We start from the raw sequence: 21,302 nt of genomic DNA on the forward strand, positions 1-21,302 counted from the left end.
TGGGCCTGGGCGCCGGGCTGTCCGCCTGCCTGGGCCAGGCGCTGGGCGCCGGCAACCGGCAAGAGGCCGCCCAGTTCACCAGCCACAGCCTGCTGCTGGCGCTGGCGCTGGTATGCCTGCTGGCCGGGCTGGGGGCCACCACCATAGATCCCCTGTTCCGGCTGCTGGGCGCAACCGATGCCCTGCTGGCACCTATCCACGACTATATGCTGATCTGGTATCTGACGATGCCGTTGCTGGTGTTGCCCATGGTGGGCAATGCGGCCATTCGCGCCACCGGCGATACCCGCACGCCCAGCCTGGTGATGATAGTGGCCGGCCTGGTCAACGGCCTGCTCGACCCGCTGCTTATCTTCGGACTCGGGCCTTTTCCCGAGCTGGGCATCAGGGGCGCCGCCATCGCCTCGGCCTGCTCCTGGCTGATGGCCACTTGCGTCGGGCTCTGGCTGTTGTGGCGTCGGGAACGACTACTGCTGTGGCCGTGGCTGCGAATGGACCGTGTGCTCCCGCACTGGCGCCAGCTGTTGCAGGTGGCTATTCCCGCCTCTTTTACCAATCTGCTCAATCCGCTCACCACGGCGGTGCTGATGATGATACTGGCCGGTCTGGGCACGGAGGTGGTCGCCGCCTACGGTGCGGCCTCGCGCATCGAGGCACTGATGCTGATTGCCATGATGGCGCTGAGCTCGGTGCTGGCGCCCTTTATTTCCCAGAATACCGGGGCCGGCCTGCATCAACGCAGCAGAGAGGCCTTGCTGCTATCGATGCGCTTCGCGCTCGGCTTTCAATTGCTGGTATTCGGGCTCTTGTGGTGGCTGGCCCCCTGGCTGGCGCGCCAGTTTACCGACAGTGCCGAGGTGAGCCGGCACCTGACGTTTTATCTGCGGATGGTGCCATTAGGGTATGGTTTGCAGGGGTGTTTCATGCTGCTGGCATCGGCCCTGAACGGGCTGCGGGTATCGAGTATTTCACTGCTGTTCAACGGCATCCGGCTGTTCGGCCTGCTGCTACCGCTGGCTTGGCTGGGCAATCTCTGGTGGGGAGAAACCGGTGTCTTTACCGGCATCATGATAGCCAACATGCTGGCGGGCATCATCGCCGGTGGTTTCGCCTGGCGGCGCTTTCCCTGGAAAATCAATCACCCGACAAGCTAAAGCTGTAACTGTCTCTTAGTCACAAATCAGCTATCGGGATAAAGAGACAACAGGGTTGCCTCCTCCGACACGCTTCAAGTACATCCATGTAACGCTCAGCAAATGCCATCCCTGGCATTTGACGGTCGAATGAGGCAATCCCCGCTGCCTCTTCTTGACGCCCGAGTTAGCTGTTGGCATCACGAGCAAGCGACGCCGGAGCTTCAGGGAGGATAAAGGGATCTGCTCCGCCGACCCTCCGCGCCATGGATGGCGCGGCGGAGCCTACAGGGAGGTATTCACGGCGTGTCGGAGGAGCTGGCCCTTTGTCCGACCTTTGCAGACCACCAAATAGATCGGTTATTTACCCTGTTTGCTATTAGCCGATCGCTGACGGCTTACCGCTATGTGTTGATTATTTATCATCGTCCTTGCGCTGAAACTCACCGTCGAAGGTAGTGCCTTCATCACCTCGGTCCGAGTATTGGCCCAGCCGGTCCTGAGTAGTGCGGGTTTCGCTGTATTCATGGTATTCGGCGGTAAAGGTGTGGCCCTTGTTTCCGCGCACATGCGCCCGGCTCATGAAGCGCTCGACCAGCATCTCACGTACCGGCGGCAGCAGCAGCAAGAGGCCCCCCAGATCCGACACGAAGCCCGGCAACAGCAGCAAGACACCACTCATGGCCAGCATGATGCCGGCCAGCATCTCCCGAGCCGGGGTCTCGCCCAGATTCACCTTGCGCTGGGCTTCCATCAAAGTCTGTACGCCCTGAATGCGCACCAGGCTGATGCCGACCACGGCAGTCAGCATGATCAGCGCTATGGTACTCCAGGCGCCGATGGCCGACCCCACCTCGATGAAAACAAAAATTTCCAACAGGGTAGCGCCGACAAACATCAAAAAAATCTTACCCACTAAAACCTCATCTTCGCCTGCATTGGCGATTTATTCGGGTGAAACCATCAACATGGGGGCGAACGGCGTTATTTTCAAATCATGCATCGCGATGATTTTAGACCGGGCCGGCGCTATAGTAGCAGGCCGAGTCTTGGGAACTCGTACCGGGCCTATCGCTGTACTCTCGGTAATAGCTCCTTCTCACTCCGCCACCAATACCAGCCAAAGGTGATTCATGTTGCGTATACCGCTGTTACTTCTGACCACGGCACTGGTCGGTCTCCCGAGTCAGGCAGGGGTGCTGGAATGGCTGGGCCTAAGCCCGGAGCCGGTAGCCAGCTCCTCTTTTCTTCCGGTAGAACAGGCGTTTGTGCTCACCAGCAAGCAAACGCCCGCAGGCCTGCAGCTGGAGTTCGCGATGCCGCCCGGCTATTACCTTTATCGCCATCGGCTGTCGGTATCACCCCACAATGCCAGTTTCGGCGACTGGGATCTGCCCACAGGAACCCCGCACGAAGACGAGTATTTCGGTAAGACTCAGGTTTATTACCAGAAGCTTGAGCTGACCATACCGCTGCAGCAGGTGGAGTCCGACGGTCGGACCGAAATCAGCTACCAGGGCTGCACCAGCGGACTCTGCTATGCCCCCCAGCAGGTCAGCATTCCTCTGGCACCGCTGCGTTAATGGAGCGCCGCGGCGTTACGTTAATAGAGTGCCGCTGCGTTACGTCAATAAACAGGTATTATCTTCGACGGGCACAGCATGCACGATGAGAACAGCATGAGTGACGACGCCCCCGATAACCCGGCTCCGCCCTGGCATATTTACCTGCTGCGCTGTCGTGACGGCAGCTTCTATGCGGGTATCAGCCTGGATCCGGAGCGCCGCTGCAAGGAACATAACCAGCAGGCCTCTCGCGCCTCCCGCTATGTCTGGTCTCGCCGCCCGGCCGAACTGGTGTGGCAACGCACAGTGGCCAGTCAATCTGTGGCGCTACAGCTGGAATATCGTCTGAAGCGACTGAGCAAGACGCATAAAGAGCGGCTGCTGCAAGACGACACCGGCTGGATGGCGCTGCAGGCATCAATAAAAACGGCGCCCTGAGGCGCCGTCTGTTCCCTTACTCCGCGACCGGAGCTTGTGGTTTGGCTTCCGGCTGGTCGGCTGCCTTGATATCCAGCAACTCGACTTCGAATACCAGTACCGCATTACCGGGAATGCTACCGGCGCCAGACTCGCCATAACCCAGCTCGGCCGGGATAAACAGCTTGTACTTGGAGCCCACAGACATCAGCTGTACGCCTTCGGTCCAGCCCGGGATCACCTGATTCAGGGGGAAGCTTGCCGGCTCGCCACGCTCTACCGAACTGTCGAAGGTGGTGCCATCGACCAGGGTGCCGGTGTAGTGCACTGTCACCACGTCTTCAGCCGCAGGCTTGGCGCCTTCGCCTTCGGTCAGCACTTCGTACTGCAGGCCGGCCTCGGTCACCTTGACGCCGTCACGCTTGGCGTTTTCTTCCAGGAACTTCTTGCCCTCTTCCAGGGTGGTCGCCGCCTGCTCTTTGGCCTGGGTTTCGATCAGCCCGTTAATATGCTCGTCGTAAGCGGTCAGCGCGGTCTGAATTTCTTCGTCGCTCATCTGACCCGCATCGGAGAAACCGTCTTTAACGCCCCGGAGTATGGTGTCGTTATCCAGATCGACACCCAGCTCTTGCTGTTTTTCCAGGGTGGAGCCGATGTAACGCCCCATGGACAGGCCGATGGCGTAGGCAGACTTGGCTTCGAAGCTGGTCAGCTCAGGTGCCGCTTCCACAGCCGTAGGGGCAGACGCCTGCTCTTCCTTACAACCACTCAGACCCACCAACACCGCAGAGGCCAGCAAACTGACTTGTAACAGTTTTTTCATTATTCACTCCAGAACAGGGGAAAAATACCATGGAAAATGAGATGCTTATCAATCCGGACCTATACTACCGTTTCAAGTTGCCGATGCGAAAGCCCAAGCTCATAAAAATGCCCACCAGCCTGCTGATGATGACACTGTGCGTCACATTTTGCTGATCTCCGGTTGCGATGCGAGCTATGCCTCAGTTACCCAGAGCCGTTAGCTTGGGCCCCGTGCTGACAGGTTGACCTACATACCCGGTTGCGTCCGCCAGCGCCATGGTTTATGACGTGGCCTTTATCGATCCGCAGCATATTTACAGCGTCAGCTCCTCCGGCCTCGGCGAAACCTGGGCCCAACACTCGAGAGAACAGAATCATGAATGAAGACATACTGCACCGTCTGGAGCAGCTGGAAACCCGGCTGGCCTTTCAGGACGACACCATAGAGCAGCTAAACCTGGAGGTGACGACCCTGAGTGCCGACAACGCCCGCCTCAAGAGCCAGCTCAGCCTGATGGTGAAAAAACTGAAAGAACTGCAGCCGGGAGAAGTCGCCCCCGAGGCAGAGGAAACCCCGCCGCCGCATTATTGAATCATACGAAACCGAGCTGGTGGGGCCTGCTCTCTATATCTAGGGTCTGGCGCGCTTAAAAAAAAGCAGGACAGCCACCGCCATCCTGCTTTATATACTCGATTCAGTGACTTGTGTTATACCAATTAAATTAAACACTCGATCTGTTTGACTGTCATGCCAATCCCGGACAAAGGGCCCGCTCCACCGACTCGCTCAAGCACCTCCTTGTGACGCTCAGCACATGACGTCCTTGTCATGTGATGGTCGGTGGAGCAGATCCCTTTGCCCTCCTTGATGCTCCGGCGTTGCCTGTTGGTACCGTCTGCAGGCAACTCGGAGTTCCAGAAGAGGCAACAGAGAACGGCTCCCACGACCGTGAAATGCCAAGGACGGCATTTCCGAGCCCCCACGGATGGGTTTATGGCGTGTCGAGGGAGGCGGCTGTGTTGCCTCTGGTCTGGGGGCCTCAATATGACCAGATCATTACTGGGATTGGTATTATTTAACCAGTTTGACCGCCTCACGGGTCAGGCGACCGATTTCATCCCAGTTGCCGGCATTGACCAGCGCCTTGTCCACCATCCAGGAACCGCCACAGGCGATCACCCCGGGGATGGCCAGGTAATCGTTGATGTTGTTGGCATTCACACCGCCGGTGGGCATGATTTTCAGCTGGTTGAAGGGGCCGAGCAGGGCCTTGATCATCTTGACGCCACCGGACGCTTCCGCCGGGAAGAACTTGACCGTGGTCAGGCCCATCTCCAGGGCGGCTTCAATGGTGCTGGGGTTGTTGGTGCCCGGAATAATCGGAATATTCAGATCCTGACAGGCCTTGACCGTATTCGGGTTAAAGCCCGGAGACACGATAAAGCTGGCCCCGGCTTCCTTGGCTGCCACCACCTGCTCACGAGTGAGCACAGTACCGGCGCCGATCAGCATATCGGGCTGCGCCTGACGCAACAGTCGGATCGCCTCCACCGCCGCATCGGAGCGGAAGGTAATTTCCGCGGCCGGCAGGCCATTCTCCGCCAGCACCTTGCCCAGGGGAACAATGTCCTCGGCCTTGTCGATAACGATAACCGGCAGTATTTTCAGGTCAGCAATCTGTTCAACGAGCGTACTCATGTTAAGCAATCCTTGTAGTAGTAAAATTCACATCTGCGGTGGCCGAGGCGGGAATAATGGCGCCTTTATGCTGGATAACGATACCGGCCAGTTGATGGCCCTGACGGCAACAGACGGCGGCCGGCTTCTCGGCTAAATAGCCGGCAAGGAATCCCGCATTGAAGGCATCGCCGGCCGAGGTGGTATCCACCACATGGCTGACGGGAGTGGTGCCGACGAGTTCGGCCTGGCCGCTCGCGGCCTCACCATACAAACAACCTTCGGCGCCCAGCTTGATTACCGCTTTTTTTACTCCCTGACGGTAGAGTCTGCTCAGGGCTGCTTCCGGTACCTCATCACCCCAGATGGCCTGTTCGTCATCAAAAGTCACCAGCGCCAGATCGGTGAAAGACAGGATCTCGCCATAGGCAGCCCGGGTTTCTTCCAGATCATGCCACAGCGCGGGGCGGTAATTGCTGTCGAAGGCAATGACCACTCCCTGCTCAGACAGGGTTTTCAGCAGCGACAACAAGCGGCGTCGGTCTTCCGCCGGCAGTATCGCCAGGCTGATCCCGCTCAGATACACCAGCTCACAGCTGGCCAGATGCTCGGCAACGGCGTCAAACTGCGGGTGCTGCATCATATGACGGGCGGCAGACTGGTTACGCCAGTAGAGGAAAGTACGCTCCCCCTGCTCGTCCAGCTGGATCAGATACAGGCCGGGCTGACGCTGTGGATCCCGCAGCACCTGTTCGGTATTTAGCCCTTCCTGCTGCCAGCGTGCCACCATGCCCTCACTCAGCGCATCGGTACCCATGGCGGTAATGTAATCGATATTAACGGCGTCACCGGCGGTACGGGCAAGATAGACGGCGGTGTTCAGGCTGTCGCCACCATAAGTCTGCTGCATGGCGCCAAAGGGAGCTCCGTTCAGCTCTATCATGCACTCACCGATAATGGCAATGCGTTTCATGCCTCTTCTCCCGGCAAACGGAAATAGTCCCTGGCATTGTGGTAACAGATGTTCTGCACCATGCTGCCGAGTAGCTGGATATCGTTCGGCGCTTCGCCCTTTTCTACCCAGTTGCCAATCATCTCGCACAGGATACGGCGGAAGTATTCATGACGGGTATAGGACAGGAAGCTGCGCGAGTCGGTGAGCATGCCGACAAACTGGCTCAGCAGGCCAAGCTGGGACAATTGCTCCAGCTGGCGCTGCATGCCGTCTTTCTGATCGTTGAACCACCAGCCCGAGCCAAACTGCACCTTGCCGGCGATACCACCGCCCTGGAAGTTGCCGATCATGGTGGCCATCATCTCGTTGTCCCGCGGGTTCAGGCAGTAAAGGATGGTCTTGGGCAGCTCATCGGTGATGTCCATGGCATCGAGCAACGAGGCCAGCTCGAAGGCAAAAGGCTTGTCGCCAATGGAGTCGAAGCCGGCATCGGCACCCAGCAGACGGAACATGCGGGTGTTGTTGTTACGCTGGGCACCAATATGCAGCTGCATCACCCAGCCCCGCCTGGCGTATTGACGCCCCAGCCAGACCTGGACCGCCGTGCTGAACTGGGCGGCCTGCTGCTCGCTCAGGGCTTCCCCGGCCAGGCGACGGGCCAGCAGGCTATCCAGCTCGCTTTCGGCAGGAACCGCGGCAAAACGCACGATTTCGATGCCGTGATCGGCGGCGCGGCAACCGTGGGCAGCAAAGTGATCCAGGCGACGGGTCAGGGCGCTCAACAGATCGTCAAAGCGACGAATCTCGATATCGGCGGCCTGCCCCAGCAGGGTCATATAGTCGGCAAAGCCGTCCAGTTCGATTTTAAAGGCCCGATCCGGACGCCAGCTCGGGGCCACTTCAATATCGAAGCTGTTGTCTTCGGCAATGGCCTTGTGGTATTCCAGCGAATCGACGGGATCATCCGTGGTACCGACCATCTTGACCTTCATCTGACGCATGATGCCCCGGGCGGAAAACTCGGGCGTGGCCAGCAGATCGTTGCACCGGTTCCAGATGCTACCGGCGGTGTCGGGATTGAGCACGGTGCCGGTAATACCGAAGGGCCGCTTCAACTCGAGGTGAGTCCAGTGATACAGGGGATTGCCCAGGCACTGGGGCACGGTTCTGGCCCAGGCCTGATATTTTTCGAGATCGGTGGCATTGCCGGTGATCAGCCGCTCATCGATGCCGGCCGAACGCATGCCTCGCCACTTGTAATGATCCCCCGCCAGCCAGATCTGGCTCAGGTTATCAAACTGCTGATCTTCGGCCACCGCCTGTGGACTCAGGTGACAGTGGTAATCATAAATCGGCTGATCTTTGGCGAACTCGTGGTACAGGCGCACGGCCGTCGGGGTGCTCAGCAAAAAGTCATCATCGAGAAAGGGTTTCATAAAATATCCTTGTTAGCCAATGCGTTATAAGGCGGCCACGGCGGCGCGCGCGCCATCCGTCATCAGCCTGGTATAGGCCTGGGTGACCGCATCAATAAACTGCGGCTCGGCTGCCAGATCGGTACCGAAAATGGCCTCAACCCCAGCCAGCGCGGGTACCACTGAAATATTCAGTCCATGCTGATCACAAATAGTCTTGAGCTGAGCCGCCATGGGATCCCGTACATCGATAGCCTGCCCCTGTTCGTCCACGCCGCTGACATAGCGCATCCAGCCGGCCACACCCAGCGCCAGATGGGGAAAGTCGGTGCCCCGTTGCAGATGAGTTCGAACGGGTTGCAGCAGACGCTGTGGCAGCTTCTGGCTACCGTCCATCGCAATTTGCCAGGTTCTGTGCTTCAGGTTGGGATTGGCGAACCGCTCAATCAGCATCTCGGCATAGGCAGTCAGATCGGTGCCGGCCGGCATGTTCAGGGTCGGCGCCTGCTCCTGAGTCATCAGGGCCAGTGCCGCCCGGCGGTAATGGGCATCTGTCATGGTTTCATCGATATGCTGGTAGCCGCCAAGGTATCCCAGATAAGCCAGGAAAGAGTGGCTGCCGTTGAGCATGCGCAGCTTCATTTCCTCGAAAGGCACCACGTCCTGTACCAGCTCGGCACCGACCCGCTCCCACTGCGGGCGACCGGCAACGAAGTGGTCTTCGATCACCCACTGGCGAAACGGCTCGCAGGCGATGGCACAGGGATCCGCGACACCCAGCAGCTCGGTGATCTCGGCCAGGGAGTCAGCCGTGGCTGCCGGTACGATACGATCGACCATGGTGCAGGGAAAACTGGCATGGGTACCGATCCAGTCGGCCAGCTCCGGATCCCGCTGCGCGGCAAAATCCAGCACAACCTGGCGAACCAGCTGGCCGTTTTCCGGCACATTGTCGCAGGACATGACCGAAAAACCGCCCAGACCCCGTTCGCGCCTTATCTGCAGGGCCTGCACCAGGTACCCGATGGCGGACTGAGGGTGGGCCGGGTCAAGCAGATCATGGGCGATCAGCGCATTATCCTTATCCAGTCGACCGGTGGCCGGATCAACGCAATACCCTTTTTCGGTGATGGTCAGGGAGATGATGGCGACATCGGGTTCGGCCATTTTTTCCAGCACCGCATCAATACCGTCCAGTTGAGGATGCAGGGATTCACGCACCACACCGATCACCTTGACATCGGTCTGTTCGGCGCCTTTCTCGACCACGGTATAAAGATGGTCCTGGGCGCGCAGGGCGCTGATTTCGTCGGCCCCACTGAACAGCTTGACCACGCACTGGCCCCAGTCACTGTTATGACTGGCTGCCAGTTCATCGTTAAACAGCGCCTGATGGGCCCGATGGAAAGCACCGAAACCCAAATGAACAATTCTGGTTTTTAAATGACTACGATCGTAACTCACTTTTTTCACGTTGGGATTAAGCTCGGCATTTACAATATTTTTATCGACATTAGTCATTTGAAAACCTTTTACTGCTCATCATAAAAAATAGGGCTTTCATCGTGATTACTCCGAAAGCCCTTTGATATTTTACTACCCACGAAAATCAGTTACTGAAGAAAGCCCGTTTAATTGCCAGCTCCACGCCTCTGACTTCGGCCAGGCCTTTCAGGCGGCCGATGGCGGAGTAGCCCGGGTTGGTGGTTTTCTTCAGATCGTCCAGCATCTGGTGGCCGTGGTCGGGACGCATCGGGATCAGCAGCTCATTACCTTCCTGCTTGCGACGATGTTCTTCTGCAAGGATAGCCTTGACCACTTCGTACATATCCACGTCACCATTGAGATGAGCCGCTTCATGGAAGGTCTTGGGGTTATCTTCCCGGCAGGTGGCGCGCAGGTGGGTAAAGTAGATACGATTACCGAAGCGCTGGATCATATTGACCAGATCGTTGTCGGCACGTACGCCGTAAGAGCCGGTACACATGGTAAAACCGTTGGCAATGCTGTCGATGGTATCGACCATCCACTGCATGTCTTCGACGGTGGAAACGATACGCGGCAGACCCAGAATGGCACGTGGCGGATCGTCCGGGTGAACCGCCATGCGCAGGCCACACTGCTCGGCAACCGGTATGATGTTATTCAGGAAAAAGGCAAAGTGCTCACGCAGCCTGGCCTTGTCGATACCGTCATACTCGGCCAGACGCTCACGAAACTGCTCTATGGTGTAGCCTTCTTCGGCACCGGGCAGACCGGCGATGATATTACGAGTGAGCCGCTGCTTGCTGGCATCTGACATAGCCTCGAAGCATGCCTTGGCCTGTTCCACTTCTTCAGGCGTATAATCGGCTTCGGCCCCGGGGCGCTTCAGGATATGCAATTCGAAGGCGGCAAATTCTATTTGATCGAAACGCAGTGCACGGGAACCATCCGGCAGCTCGTATTCCAGATCGGTACGAGTCCAGTCCAGGATCGGCATGAAGTTGTAACAGACAGTATGGATACCGCACTCGGCCAGATTACGCAGTGACTGCTTGTAGTTTTCGATGTATTGCAGATAATCGCCGGTCTGGGTCTTGATGTCTTCGTGGATAGGCACGCTTTCCACCACAGACCATACCAGGCCGCTTTGCTCGATCATTGCTTTACGGGTCTGTATTTCCTCAACCGGCCAAACCTCGCCATTGGGTATATGATGCAAGGCGGAAACAACGCCGGTTGCACCAGCCTGCCGCACATCGGCCAGCGATACGGGATCATTCGGGCCATACCAGCGCCATGTTTGTTCCATTAGGTAATCCTCATCTTTTAGGCATAGCCTGCCCCTCTAGCTACCAGTGGCAGCTATTCAACAGAGACAGAGTATCTTTATTTAAAACAGGGTCTTGCTATTCGCCAATGGCAACCGGAATTGAGCTGAATAGGTAGCCATCAAATTCAGGATCTTCAATATCCGATAATTCCAGCAGGGTTTCTTTGACATTTTCCAGGTGCTGCCACATGGCTTGACGAGCGGCCTTGGGATCTTTTCGTTGGAGTGCGGCCAGTATCTTGAGATGATCATCCAGCCAGGAGCGACGATAGCTGGTACCGGCAATACGAGAGTGCAGTTTTTGCCACATGGGGCTGTTTTTCCGCCGTAACCAGAGCTGATGAATAATATCTATCAGCACCCCGTTCTCGGTGGCCTCGACTATCAACCGGTGAAACAGCTCATCGCCGTCTTCATTATCTTCATCGGCCAGCAGTGACTGGCGCTCTAACTCCAGTGCCTGACGCATCTGGGCTATGCCGCTCTTGGTCACCTGAGTCGCCGCAAAGGCAGCAATATCACTCTCCAGCAACTGCCGGGCCTGTAATAACTCGAATGGTCCGACATCGTCATGTATGGCTTTCAGAGACGGCAGATCATGTTGCTGGCCGGGCAGATTGATCACATATACTCCCGAGCCCTTGCGCACATCGATCAGGTTTTCCAGCTCCAGCATGATCATCGCCTCACGTACTACGGTGCGACTGACGCCCAACTGTTCCGCGATATTACGCTCGGGAGGCAGTCGATCGCCGATTTGGTAACGACCGGAACGAAGCTCATCGCGCAGCTTCATGCCTATCTCCTGATACAATCGTTTTGACTCGAACATGGTCAACAATCCCGAACCTAAAATATTATCGCATCAACAAATTCTATCAGAGCTGGCAAGCCACGCAACCAAATTGGTATACCAATTTTCTTTTGTGGCTTGCCAACGCGGATTACAGGTTACGCAAGCCATCAACCAGCTGATAAAGCTCGGGATCTTCCTGTTTCAATGTGTCGTACATGGGCGCAACGGCCTGCTGGAAAGGGACTTTATCGACGGTGACAAACTCCACTCCCTGCTTCTCGGCGGACTCGCGCTCGGCGATTTCCGATTCGGCCCACAGCTTTCTCATTTCCTGCATGGACTCTGCAGCGGCCTGGCTCAGGGCATTACGCTCATGCTCTGGCAGCTCTTTCCATACCTTGGCGGAGATCACCAGCACATCCGGGATCATGGTGTGCTCGTCCATGCTGAAAAACTTGGTCACTTCGCTGTGACGATTCATGGTCATCGACGGCAGGTTGTTTTCGGCGGCATCCACTACGCCCTGCTGCAGAGCGGTATACAGCTCACCAAACGCCAGCGGCGTAGGGTGACCGCCCAGCAGCTTAATCATTTCAACAGCGGTCGGGCTGGGCTGTACGCGGACCTTCATGCCCTTGATATCAGCCGGTGAGTTAATGGCTTTTTTGGCATAGAAGCTGCGAGCTCCTGCATCGTAATAGGTGATGCCGACAAAGCCGTTCGCCTCGGAGGACTGCAGGATCTGCTTGCCAATGTCGCTTTCCAGCGCCCGGTAGTAATGATCCTGATCATCAAACAGGTAAGGCAGGTTGAAAGCACCATAGGCTTTGGCAAACGCCTCCAGCTCGGCCGCATTCGACTTGGCCATATCCAGGGCACCGTTCTGAATCAGTTCCAGTGATTCACGCTGAGAACCCAGCTGGCCATTGGGGTAGATACGGATCTTGAGGTCGCCACCGGACAGCTCCTTGGCTCTTTCTGCCATAAATTTCATGGCCTTGTGAACCGGGAAGCTGGTATCCATATTATGGCTCAGCTTGAGAGTAGTGGCCTGTACGGCGCCACTCATGGCGATGGTCGCACCTACAACCATCGCCAGCATTGATTTTTTACCCAACATACAGATTTTCTCCATGTGTATTTTTGAACTAGCTGCTCGTTCAGTACAAGCCGACTCCATTTCTCAACATGTACCTTGTGCCCTCCGCCCATCAAAGTCAAAAACCAACCCCAGATTGGTTGAGCCAAATCACACTTGAAACACGCAGACATATTATACCAATGTTTTCGTGACACTCATCAACATTGTTGTATCATTCATCACTAAAATCGCTGCAAGACCCAGAAAATAATCGATGTACCGCTGTTCCCCAGCTAGGAACGGGGTCCAGCTACCCAGTGCACTGATAAGCCAAGGTAATAACATGAAAGCATTAACCAACCTGGTCAACCAAACCTTAGCCTGGCTGACTATTTCAATATCGACAGTCCTGGTCGGGTGTGTGGTCTGGCAGGTACTGAGTCGCTATGTACTTGGTGCCCCCAGCACAGTCACCGACGAAATGGCTCGATTCCTGTTCATGTGGGTCGGCCTGCTCGGTGCCGCCTATGCAACAGGGTTAAAGCGTCACCTGGCCATCGATCTGCTGACCATGCGACTGACGGGAAAACGCAAGGCCTGCTCCGAACTGCTGGTTCAGCTGGCGGTTGCCGGCTTCGCGTCGGTCATCATGGTCTATGGAGGCTTGGGCCTGGTGAACAAGACACTGTCTACCGGCCAGATCTCACCAGCCCTGGGGCTCCCCATGGGATACGTCTATCTCTGTCTGCCAATCAGTGGCATCGGGATACTGTTTTATTGTGTCGTGGACTCGCTGGATAAGCTGAAAACGCTTACCTCCCCCGCGGCATAACATTTTTCGGTTTACAGGAAGGGTTTACTATGGAATGGCAAGTCATTCTGACCTTGTTTGGTTCTTTCTTTGTGTTTCTGGCATTAGGCATTCCCGTGTCCTTTGCCATCGGTATCTCCTCGGTACTGACCATACTGCTGTCATTACCCCTTGAACCGGCCATCGCCGTGGTGTCCCAGAAAATGGCGTCGGGGTTGGACAGCTTTTCACTGCTGGCAATTCCGTTCTTTATTCTGGCCGGCAACATCATGAACTGTGGCGGTATCGCCATGCGGCTGATCAACCTGGCAAAAGTACTGGCCGGCCGTCTGCCCGGTTCTTTGGCCCACTGTAATGTGCTGGCCAACATGATGTTCGGCTCCATTTCAGGCTCAGCTGTCGCTTCCGCCGCCGCCGTGGGCGGCACCATGGCGCCGATGCAGCGAAAAGAGGGGTACAGCCCGGCCTATTCCGCCGCCGTTAATATTGCCTCCTGCCCGAGCGGCCTGCTGATACCGCCATCCAATACCCTGATCGTTTACTCCCTGGTCTCGGGTGGTACCTCAATTTCAGCGCTGTTTCTGGCCGGTTATCTCCCGGGCATGCTGATGGGCCTGGGTATCATGCTGGTGGCTGGCCTCATCGCCAAGCGCCGTGGTTATCCGGTAGATAAACGCTCTACCTGGCAGGACGTAGTCCGTCTGACCTGGGATGCCCTGCCTTCGCTGGCGCTGATCTTCATTATTATGGGCGGTATTATTTCCGGCGTGTTTACCGCCACCGAAGCGTCCGCCATTGCCGTTGTCTATACCCTACTCCTGGCGGTAGGCGTGTATCGTGAGGTAAAGGTAAAGGATCTGCCCAAAATCATCCTGGACTCGGCCATTACCACCTCCATAGTGCTGCTACTGATCGGCGCTTCCATGGGCATGTCCTGGGCCATGGCCAACGCCGATATCCCCTACATGATCAGTGATGCTTTGCTTGCCATCTCGGAAAATCCGCTGGTGCTACTGTTGATCATCAACGTCATCCTGCTGGTGGTCGGTATTTTCATGGACATGACCCCGGCGGTACTGATTTTCACGCCTATCTTCTGGCCCATCGCCCAGGAAATGGGGCTGGACCCGGTTCATTTCGGCATCATGATGACCTTTAACTTGTGTATCGGCATCTGTACTCCCCCGGTCGGCAGTGCCCTGTTTATCGGCTGCTCCGTCGGCGGCGTATCGATTGATAAAGTGATCAAGCCGCTACTGCCCTTCTATGCGGTACTCTTCGCCACCTTATTACTCGTGGCCTATGTCCCTGAAATCAGTCTGTTCCTGCCCAGACTGCTATTGGGGTACTGATACTTACTGAATTACTGATACAACCACTGGCCGGGAAGCGCTACTCGCTCTTCCCGGCCAACGTTTTCAGGCCCTTCTCCGGCCACCGAAGCAAGACTGCCGTCCGGCAGATATCATCAGCAAGGGAATGCCCGATGACCTCCATCCTTTCGATCATGGTACCCATATTCCTGCTTATTGCCTTGGGCTATGTCGCAGTCAGCAGGCAACTGCTCACCCCCCAGGCCAGCCAAGGCCTGGGGCAGTTCGTGCTGTATTTCGCCATGCCCGCCCTGTTGTTCCAGAATCTTAGCCAGATGAAATTCGAACAGGTGCTGGATCCACTGTATCTGATCGCCTATGCCGGCGGCTCCCTGTTAACCTTAGTTACGGCCCTGCTGCTGATCCGCTGTTTCCGGCATAAAGACGGCTCGCTGGCGGCCATCCAGGTCATGGGTATGACGGCTCCCAACAGTGCTTTTTTTGGCTACCCGATACTGTTGCAAGTACTGGAGACGTCGTCGGCCAAGGCTTTTGCCATGTCGGTCATGGTGGAAAACCTGATCATTATTCCGCTTGGCCTCTTGTTGCTCGAATACAACACGCCCAGAGAAGGCCAGCCCAGAACCGGCTCACTCTGCTGGCTGCTGCTGAGGCGCCTGCTGCGCAACCCCCTGTTGCTGGCGATCATGGCGGGTCTGTGTGTGTCCTTGCTGAGCATCCGACTGCCGGAAGCCATCAGCCTGCCTCTAGGTCTGCTCGGTCAGGCATCCGTCGCCGTGGCCTTGTTTGCGATTGGCGGCTCCCTGGTCGGTAACAGGATTCAGAGCAACCTGCCCGACATGGGGATGGTGATGGTGGGAAAATTAATCCTTCATCCTCTGCTGGCAGCGCTGATGATCTGGCTGCTGCCGCCCTTTGATCCCGGTTTGAGCAAGGCTCTGGTACTGATTGCCGCCATGCCAATGATGAGCATGTACCCGATTATCGGGGCTCAGTTCGGCCATGGCCGCTTTTGTGCAGGCACTCTGCTGCTGACAACGATGACCGCCTTTATCACCATTTCCATGGCCCTGTGGCTGCTGCAGACATAAAAAAAGGCGCCGAGGCGCCTTTTTTTACTGCCGAGCCGAGGCTTAGTGCTTGTGACCGCAGCAACCGCCTGAATGGTCATGATCGTGGTCGTGATCATCATGGCCGTCTTCGCCATGTACATGACCATGCGCCAGCTCTTCTTCGGTCGCTTCACGCACTTCGCGTACCACGCCCTTGAAGGTCAGGGTCATGCCGGCCAGCGGATGGTTGCCGTCCACCTTGACGTATTCTTCCGCCACTTCGACGATGGTCACCGGCCGATGACCGTCATCGGTTTCGGCCACGAAGGTGTCGCCTTCGGCCACTTCCATGCCGTCGAACAGCTCACCGGGCACCGACTGTACCAGGCCATCGTCGCGCTCGCCGTAAGCCTGCTCGGGGCTCAGGGTCACATCGAAGTCTTCGCCTACTACCTTGTCGTTCAATACCACTTCCAGACCGGCCACCAGATAGCCGGTACCGTGCAGGTATTCCAGCGGCTGCTTGCCTTCGGTGGAGTCGAGGATGTCACCGTTAGTATTGGTGACGGTAAAGTCCAGCGTAACCACGCTGTTTTCGGATACTTTCATGGGAATAACCCTACTGGTGAATATTGTCATAGCATACAGGATGGCAAGTCGGGATGAAATGCGACTGCCACACAAGTACCACTCGTTGTGACCGCCGTTTGCCCTTGTTTATGCCAGCTTGAGTTTATGCCGGCTTGAGTTTATTCCGGCTTGAATACGCCGATCACTTCGCCACTACTGGCTTGCTTGACCTGGTCGTCGGTCTGGCTTTGAGTGTGGCCGCAGCCGACACATTCGACTTTCTCGACACCGTGCTCCATATACAGCATCATGGTGTCCATGGCGTTACAGCGGGGGCAGACCGCCCCGGCAATAAATCGCTTTTTACGACGGGTTTCCATGGTGTTACATCCTGAACGACAAACCTGACCCCGAATTCTCCGCCAAAAATGAACCTACTACAATGACCACAACCGCCCATTACAGCATTCGTCATCAGCTTTTTGATCTGCCTCACCTGGTGCCAGGCAAACGCCAGCGTCACCTCAAAGGCGTGCTGCTGCTGATGCACCAGGGCGCCGGGCTACTGCAGCTGGGCCGCCATTATTATCCGCTGGTCGAGGGCGAGGCCGCCTTTCTGCCCGCCGATACCCTGTTTGCCTGGCATGGCTTTGCCCACAGCCGGCTGAGCCGGGTCGAGCTTTCGCCTCGGCTGAACCAGCCCACCAGTGCCGGCAGGCTGGCCCCCTCCCCCTTGCTGGTCGCCATCGCCGCCCGACTGGCCGACTGGCCGGGCGAGCAAGACTGGCAAGGCGCCCATGGTCGCCTGTGTCGAATTCTGCATGATGAACTGCAACTTCAGACCCTGCTGCCGGCCGCCTCACAGCCGCCGCTGCAGAAGTTGGTCACCGCCAACCCCACCGCCTTTACCCTGGCATCGGCACAAGAGGCTGAGTTTCGCCGCCGTTTCGGCTGCGACGCAGACAGCTTTCGCCGCCAGTGCGCCCTATTGCTGGTGCTGCGGGATCTGGCCAAAAGCCCGAACCTAGAACAGCTGGTACAGAGCCATGGCTTTACCTCGGTGCCGCAATTCGAACAGGATTGTCGTCATTGGCTGGCCCACCCCTGTCATCGAAGCGGTAAAACCGGGTAAAATGTCGTTTTTGTCACAAGTCAGGATCCTATGATCACCCTCAACCAGATTGAACTACTCCGGGGCGGCCGCCCCCTGCTGAAAGATGCCAACGCCACCATTCACGGCGGCCAGAAAGTGGGTCTGGTGGGGAAAAACGGCTGTGGCAAATCCACCCTGTTCGCCCTGTTCAAGGGCGAGCTAAGTATCGACAGCGGCCAGTTCAATCTGCCCTCCGACTGGCAACTGGCCAGTGTGGCCCAGGAAACCCCGGCACTGAGCTGTTCGGCACTGGATTACGTGATTGACGGCGACCGGGAATACCGTCGCCTGTGCAAAGAGTTGGAGCAGGCCGAAGACCGCCACGACGGCATTGCCATCGCCGAGCTGCACGGCAGGCTCGATATTCACGGCGGCTATCATGTTCATGCCCGCGCCGCCGAACTGCTGCACGGCCTGGGTTTTTCCAACGAGGCCCAGGGCCGCCCGGTCAGCGCTTTTTCCGGCGGCTGGCGCATGCGCCTCAACCTGGCCCAGGCCCTAATCTGCCGTTCCGACCTGCTGCTGCTCGATGAACCCACCAACCACCTGGATCTGGACGCGGTGATCTGGCTGGAGCGCTGGCTGAACAGCTATGAAGGCACCCTGATCCTGATCTCCCACGACCGGGATTTTCTCGACGCCGTGGTGAACCGGATTATTCACATCGAAAACAGCCTGCTCAACGAATACACCGGCAACTATTCCGACTTCGAGCGCATGCGCGCCGAACAGCTGTCCTTGCAGCAGTCCATGTTCGAGAAGCAGCAGCGTGCCCTCAGCCACATGCAGGACTACGTGGACCGCTTTCGCTATAAGGCGAGCAAGGCCAAGCAGGCCCAGAGCCGGCTCAAGGCCATGGAGCGGATGGAGAAGATTCTGCCGGCCCATGTAGACTCGCCGTTCAACTTCAGCTTTCGCGCCCCGGCCAGCCTGCCGATACCGCTGATTGCGATGGAAAAGCTGTCTGCCGGCTACGGCGGCAAGGCGATTCTGTCCGACATCAAGCTCAACCTGGTACCCGGCTCTCGTATCGGCCTGCTCGGTCGTAACGGCGCCGGCAAATCCACCTTTATCAAGCTGTTGTCCGGCGAGCTAACGCCGATGTCGGGCAAGCTGGAAGCCAGCAACGGCATCTCGCTGGGATACTTTGCCCAGCACCAGCTGGAAAGCCTGCACCTGGAAGAATCGCCGCTCACCCACCTGGCCCGGCTCGACCCCAAGGCCAGCGAGCAGAGCCTGCGCGATTATCTGGGCGGCTTCGACTTCAGAGGCGACCAGGTCAAGGATCCGGTCGGTCCCTTCTCCGGCGGTGAAAAAGCCCGACTGGTACTGGCGCTGATCGTCTACCAGAAGCCCAACCTGCTGTTGCTGGATGAACCCACCAACCACCTGGATCTGGACATGCGCGAGGCCCTGACCCTGGCGTTGCAGGTCTTCGAAGGCGCCATGGTCATAGTGTCTCACGACCGCCATCTGCTGCGCGCCACCACCGACGAGTTCTATCTGGTGGACGGCGGCCGGGTGCAACCGTTCGACGGCGATATCGAAGATTACCATCAGTGGCTGGTGGCCCAGGACAAGGCCGCCCAGCCCGAGTCGGTCAGCACGGCCGGCGACAACTCGGCCCAGAATCGCAAGGCGGAAAAACGCCGTCAGGCCGAGCTGCGCCAGCAAACCCAGCCGCTGCGCAAGGCCATTACCAAACTTGAGCAGCAGATGGAGCAATGCCAGCAGCAACTGGCTGATATAGAGCAGAGCCTGGCCGACCCGGACATTTATGCCGCCGAGCAAAAAGCCAGCTTGCAGCAACTGCTGAAGGCGCAGATCCCCCTGCAACAAAAACTGGCCGAGGTGGAAGCCGAGTGGCTGGAGCTGCAAGAGCAACTGGAAGAGCTGGAGCAGGCATGAGCCTTCCCGGCCACGAGCAGTTCTGGCAGTTCAGCGAGCAGTATTACGCCCGCCCCGGCGTGGCTCAGGCCTGCCTGCAACTGCAGGACGAGCACGGCGCCAACGTCAACCTGCTGCTGCTGCTACTGATGCTGGAAGAACGCGGGCTCGGTGCCGACCCCGCGCACTTCTTGCCGCTGTTGCAGGAGCGCATGGGCTTATTTACCCAGTGGCGCGCACTGCGCCGCCGGCTCAAGACCCGACTCGACAACGAGGATTACGTTCAGCTGTTGCAACACGAGCTGGAGCTCGAGCGCTGGCAACAACAGGAACTGCTGCAGGTGCTGGCGCAACATCCGCCCCGGCCCGGCAGCGGTGCCTTGCTCACCTATCTAACCCTGCTGCAGGTGGCCGACGCGCCGCTGTGGCAGCTTAAACTCGCCGGTTAATACGGACTACTTTCATGCTTAGCTATCGCCACGCCTTTCATGCCGGCAATCACGCCGATGTACTCAAACACGCCGTGCAGGCCTTTATCCTCGAGGCGCTGTGCGTCAAGGACAAGGGATATTCCTATATCGACACCCACTCCGGTGCCGGTGGCTACGCGCTGGACCACGAATGGACCCAGAAAAAGTCGGAGTATCTGGGCGGCATAGCGCCCTTGTGGCAACAGCGCCGCAAATGGCCGCAACTGGCGGGTTACTTTGCCGCCATCGAGGCCATGAACCCGACCGACGAGCTCGACTTTTATCCCGGCTCACCCAAGGTGGCAGAGCACTTCCAGCGCCCGCAAGACAGCCTGACGCTGATGGAACTGCACCATAACGAGGTGGACCTGTTGCGTCAGAACATGGGTAACGGCGTCGCCATTCATCACCGTAACGGCTTTGAAGGGCTGCCGGCGCTGCTGCCGCCCACCCCCAAGCGCGGCCTGGTGCTGATTGACCCGCCCTACGAGCTGAAAGAAGATTACCAGACCGTGGCCACCACCCTGACCAAGGCCTATAAGCGCTGGCCCATCGGCATTTATGCCATCTGGTATCCGCTGCTGGCCAAGGCGGTCGATCGCAGTGGCGCCCTCAAGGAGGCGTTGGCCAACTGTGGCTTCGAACAGGTGTTGTGCGCCGAGCTCAGCGTGAGTGCGCAGGCCGACGACTTCGGCATGTACGGCTCGGGCATGATAGTACTGAATCCGCCCTGGAAGCTGGATGAACAGCTGACCGAGCTACTGCCGAGGCTGAAAGACACCCTGGCCCAGGACAAGGCCGCCGACTGGAAACTGGAGTGGCTGAAGAGAGCCGACGGCTGAAAAATAAAACCGGCTCAGCCGATTTGAAACAGCCCGCGAAAAAGAGGCCAAAGGGCCCGCTCCGCCGACCCGCCGTAAATACATCCGTGTAGGCTCAGCCGCGCCATCCTTGGCGCGGATGGTCGGCTGAGCAGATCCCTTTGCCCTCCATTAAGCTCGTGCATCGCCTGTCAGTGCTCCAACAACAGCTCAGAGCGCGGAATTTAGGAATTACAGCCACCGCAGATGTCAGGGATAGAGGCAACAGGGATCGCCTCCATCGACCGTGAAATGCCATGGCCGGAAAATGCTCCTGCCGTTCCGGCATTCCCGCCCTCCCTGGCGGTCAGATGGCATTTCCGAGCTTACATGGGGCGAGCTTGTCTCGCCGTGACGAACTGTTGCAGCCTGACCGTACATCCAGTGAATGTTCGCAGCAGGCTGAAATGGTGAGTGTCATTATCCGTAGCGTGTCGAATGGAGGTGACCCTATTGCCTCTTTACCACGTCATTGCCAACAAAAAAGCCGGTAAGGTCGTCAATAT

Annotated in this window: 22 protein-coding genes; 11 read left to right on the plus strand and 11 right to left on the minus strand. The window is 57.6% G+C overall.

Features of this window, described 5'->3' with window-relative positions; genetic code table 11:
- On the plus strand, positions 1-1,154 hold a 1,154-nt coding region (locus UN63_RS14325), incomplete at its 5' end, for an MATE family efflux transporter (RefSeq protein ID WP_104487760.1).
- Between the two features lie 394 nt (positions 1,155-1,548).
- Here the strand turns inward: UN63_RS14325 and UN63_RS14330 are convergent.
- Positions 1,549-2,049, minus strand: coding sequence for an FxsA family protein (locus tag UN63_RS14330; RefSeq protein WP_229793587.1), 501 nt, complete (start codon positions 2,047-2,049; stop codon positions 1,549-1,551).
- 217 nt (positions 2,050-2,266) lie between these two features.
- Between UN63_RS14330 and UN63_RS14335 the strand changes: the two genes are divergently transcribed.
- Both UN63_RS14335 and UN63_RS14340 read left to right on the plus strand, forming a co-directional pair.
- Positions 2,267-2,716, plus strand: a complete 450-nt coding sequence (locus tag UN63_RS14335; RefSeq protein WP_104487762.1) for a protein-disulfide reductase DsbD domain-containing protein — start codon at positions 2,267-2,269, stop codon at positions 2,714-2,716.
- A 96-nt stretch (positions 2,717-2,812) separates the two neighbouring features.
- On the plus strand, positions 2,813-3,136 hold the full coding sequence (locus tag UN63_RS14340) for a GIY-YIG nuclease family protein (RefSeq protein ID WP_104487807.1): 324 nt from the start codon (positions 2,813-2,815) through the stop codon (positions 3,134-3,136).
- Positions 3,137-3,152: 16 nt separating this feature from the next.
- Here UN63_RS14340 and fkpA read toward each other — a convergent pair whose 3' ends face one another.
- A complete protein-coding gene (fkpA, locus tag UN63_RS14345) occupies positions 3,153-3,938 on the minus strand; it encodes an FKBP-type peptidyl-prolyl cis-trans isomerase (protein ID WP_104487764.1) in 786 nt (261 codons plus the stop codon).
- Positions 3,939-4,295: 357 nt separating this feature from the next.
- Here fkpA and UN63_RS14350 point away from each other — a divergent pair, with 357 nt between their 5' ends.
- Positions 4,296-4,511, plus strand: coding sequence for a SlyX family protein (locus UN63_RS14350; protein ID WP_104487766.1), 216 nt, complete (start codon positions 4,296-4,298; stop codon positions 4,509-4,511).
- A 480-nt stretch (positions 4,512-4,991) separates the two neighbouring features.
- On the opposite strand, the gene UN63_RS14355 is transcribed toward UN63_RS14350, so the two are convergent.
- The 7 genes from UN63_RS14355 to UN63_RS14385 form a co-directional block, all read right to left on the minus strand.
- Positions 4,992-5,618, minus strand: a complete 627-nt coding sequence (locus UN63_RS14355; RefSeq protein ID WP_104487768.1) for a bifunctional 4-hydroxy-2-oxoglutarate aldolase/2-dehydro-3-deoxy-phosphogluconate aldolase — start codon at positions 5,616-5,618, stop codon at positions 4,992-4,994.
- 1 nt (position 5,619) lies between these two features.
- Positions 5,620-6,570 carry a sugar kinase gene (locus UN63_RS14360; protein WP_104487770.1) on the minus strand — a complete coding sequence of 317 codons (951 nt, stop codon included), beginning with the start codon at positions 6,568-6,570 and terminating at the stop codon, positions 5,620-5,622.
- Entirely contained in the window at positions 6,567-7,988 is a 1,422-nt protein-coding gene (gene uxaC, locus UN63_RS14365) for a glucuronate isomerase (RefSeq protein WP_104487773.1), read from the minus strand. The genes UN63_RS14360 and uxaC overlap by 4 nt, the downstream gene beginning before the upstream one ends.
- A gap of 24 nt (positions 7,989-8,012) precedes the next feature.
- Positions 8,013-9,488, minus strand: coding sequence for a mannitol dehydrogenase family protein (locus tag UN63_RS14370; protein ID WP_104487775.1), 1,476 nt, complete (start codon positions 9,486-9,488; stop codon positions 8,013-8,015).
- Positions 9,489-9,576: 88 nt separating this feature from the next.
- Positions 9,577-10,761: a mannonate dehydratase gene (gene uxuA / locus UN63_RS14375; protein ID WP_104487777.1), complete on the minus strand. Its 1,185-nt coding sequence runs from the start codon at positions 10,759-10,761 to the stop codon at positions 9,577-9,579.
- Between the two features lie 97 nt (positions 10,762-10,858).
- Positions 10,859-11,614 (minus strand): FCD domain-containing protein, encoded by a 756-nt coding sequence (locus UN63_RS14380; RefSeq protein ID WP_104487780.1) that lies wholly within the window; start codon positions 11,612-11,614, stop codon positions 10,859-10,861.
- Positions 11,615-11,726: 112 nt separating this feature from the next.
- Positions 11,727-12,698, minus strand: a complete 972-nt coding sequence (locus UN63_RS14385) for a TRAP transporter substrate-binding protein (protein WP_104487782.1) — start codon at positions 12,696-12,698, stop codon at positions 11,727-11,729.
- Between the two features lie 304 nt (positions 12,699-13,002).
- Here UN63_RS14385 and UN63_RS14390 point away from each other — a divergent pair, with 304 nt between their 5' ends.
- From UN63_RS14390 to UN63_RS14400, 3 genes are all read left to right on the plus strand, one after another.
- Positions 13,003-13,491 (plus strand): TRAP transporter small permease, encoded by a 489-nt coding sequence (locus UN63_RS14390; RefSeq protein WP_104487785.1) that lies wholly within the window; start codon positions 13,003-13,005, stop codon positions 13,489-13,491.
- A gap of 29 nt (positions 13,492-13,520) precedes the next feature.
- On the plus strand, positions 13,521-14,822 hold the full coding sequence (locus tag UN63_RS14395) for a TRAP transporter large permease (RefSeq protein WP_104487787.1): 1,302 nt from the start codon (positions 13,521-13,523) through the stop codon (positions 14,820-14,822).
- Between the two features lie 134 nt (positions 14,823-14,956).
- Positions 14,957-15,895 (plus strand): AEC family transporter, encoded by a 939-nt coding sequence (locus UN63_RS14400; RefSeq protein ID WP_104487789.1) that lies wholly within the window; start codon positions 14,957-14,959, stop codon positions 15,893-15,895.
- A gap of 42 nt (positions 15,896-15,937) precedes the next feature.
- Here the strand turns inward: UN63_RS14400 and UN63_RS14405 are convergent, their stop codons facing one another.
- Positions 15,938-16,465 carry an FKBP-type peptidyl-prolyl cis-trans isomerase gene (locus tag UN63_RS14405; RefSeq protein ID WP_104487791.1) on the minus strand — a complete coding sequence of 176 codons (528 nt, stop codon included), beginning with the start codon at positions 16,463-16,465 and terminating at the stop codon, positions 15,938-15,940.
- A 140-nt stretch (positions 16,466-16,605) separates the two neighbouring features.
- A complete protein-coding gene (locus UN63_RS14410) occupies positions 16,606-16,806 on the minus strand; it encodes a YheV family putative zinc ribbon protein (RefSeq protein WP_104487793.1) in 201 nt (66 codons plus the stop codon).
- Between the two features lie 62 nt (positions 16,807-16,868).
- On the opposite strand from UN63_RS14410, the gene UN63_RS14415 reads away from it, so the two are divergent.
- Genes UN63_RS14415 through UN63_RS14430 form a run of 4 tightly spaced genes read left to right on the plus strand, consistent with a single transcriptional unit; the run spans position 16,869 to position 20,778 of the window.
- Positions 16,869-17,558 carry a hypothetical protein gene (locus UN63_RS14415; protein WP_104487795.1) on the plus strand — a complete coding sequence of 230 codons (690 nt, stop codon included), beginning with the start codon at positions 16,869-16,871 and terminating at the stop codon, positions 17,556-17,558.
- A 30-nt stretch (positions 17,559-17,588) separates the two neighbouring features.
- A complete protein-coding gene (locus tag UN63_RS14420) occupies positions 17,589-19,487 on the plus strand; it encodes an ABC transporter ATP-binding protein (protein WP_104487797.1) in 1,899 nt (632 codons plus the stop codon).
- Complete coding sequence (locus UN63_RS14425; RefSeq protein ID WP_104487800.1) at positions 19,484-19,915, plus strand: TIGR02444 family protein; 432 nt, start codon at positions 19,484-19,486, stop codon at positions 19,913-19,915. Before UN63_RS14420 ends, UN63_RS14425 begins: the two co-directional genes overlap by 4 nt.
- A 14-nt stretch (positions 19,916-19,929) precedes the next feature.
- A complete protein-coding gene (locus UN63_RS14430) occupies positions 19,930-20,778 on the plus strand; it encodes a 23S rRNA (adenine(2030)-N(6))-methyltransferase RlmJ (protein ID WP_104487802.1) in 849 nt (282 codons plus the stop codon).
- Positions 20,779-21,302: the final 524 nt, after the last annotated feature.

It is taken from the genome of Oceanisphaera arctica, from assembly GCF_002936955.1.
Taxonomy (GTDB): domain Bacteria; phylum Pseudomonadota; class Gammaproteobacteria; order Enterobacterales; family Aeromonadaceae; genus Oceanimonas; species Oceanimonas arctica.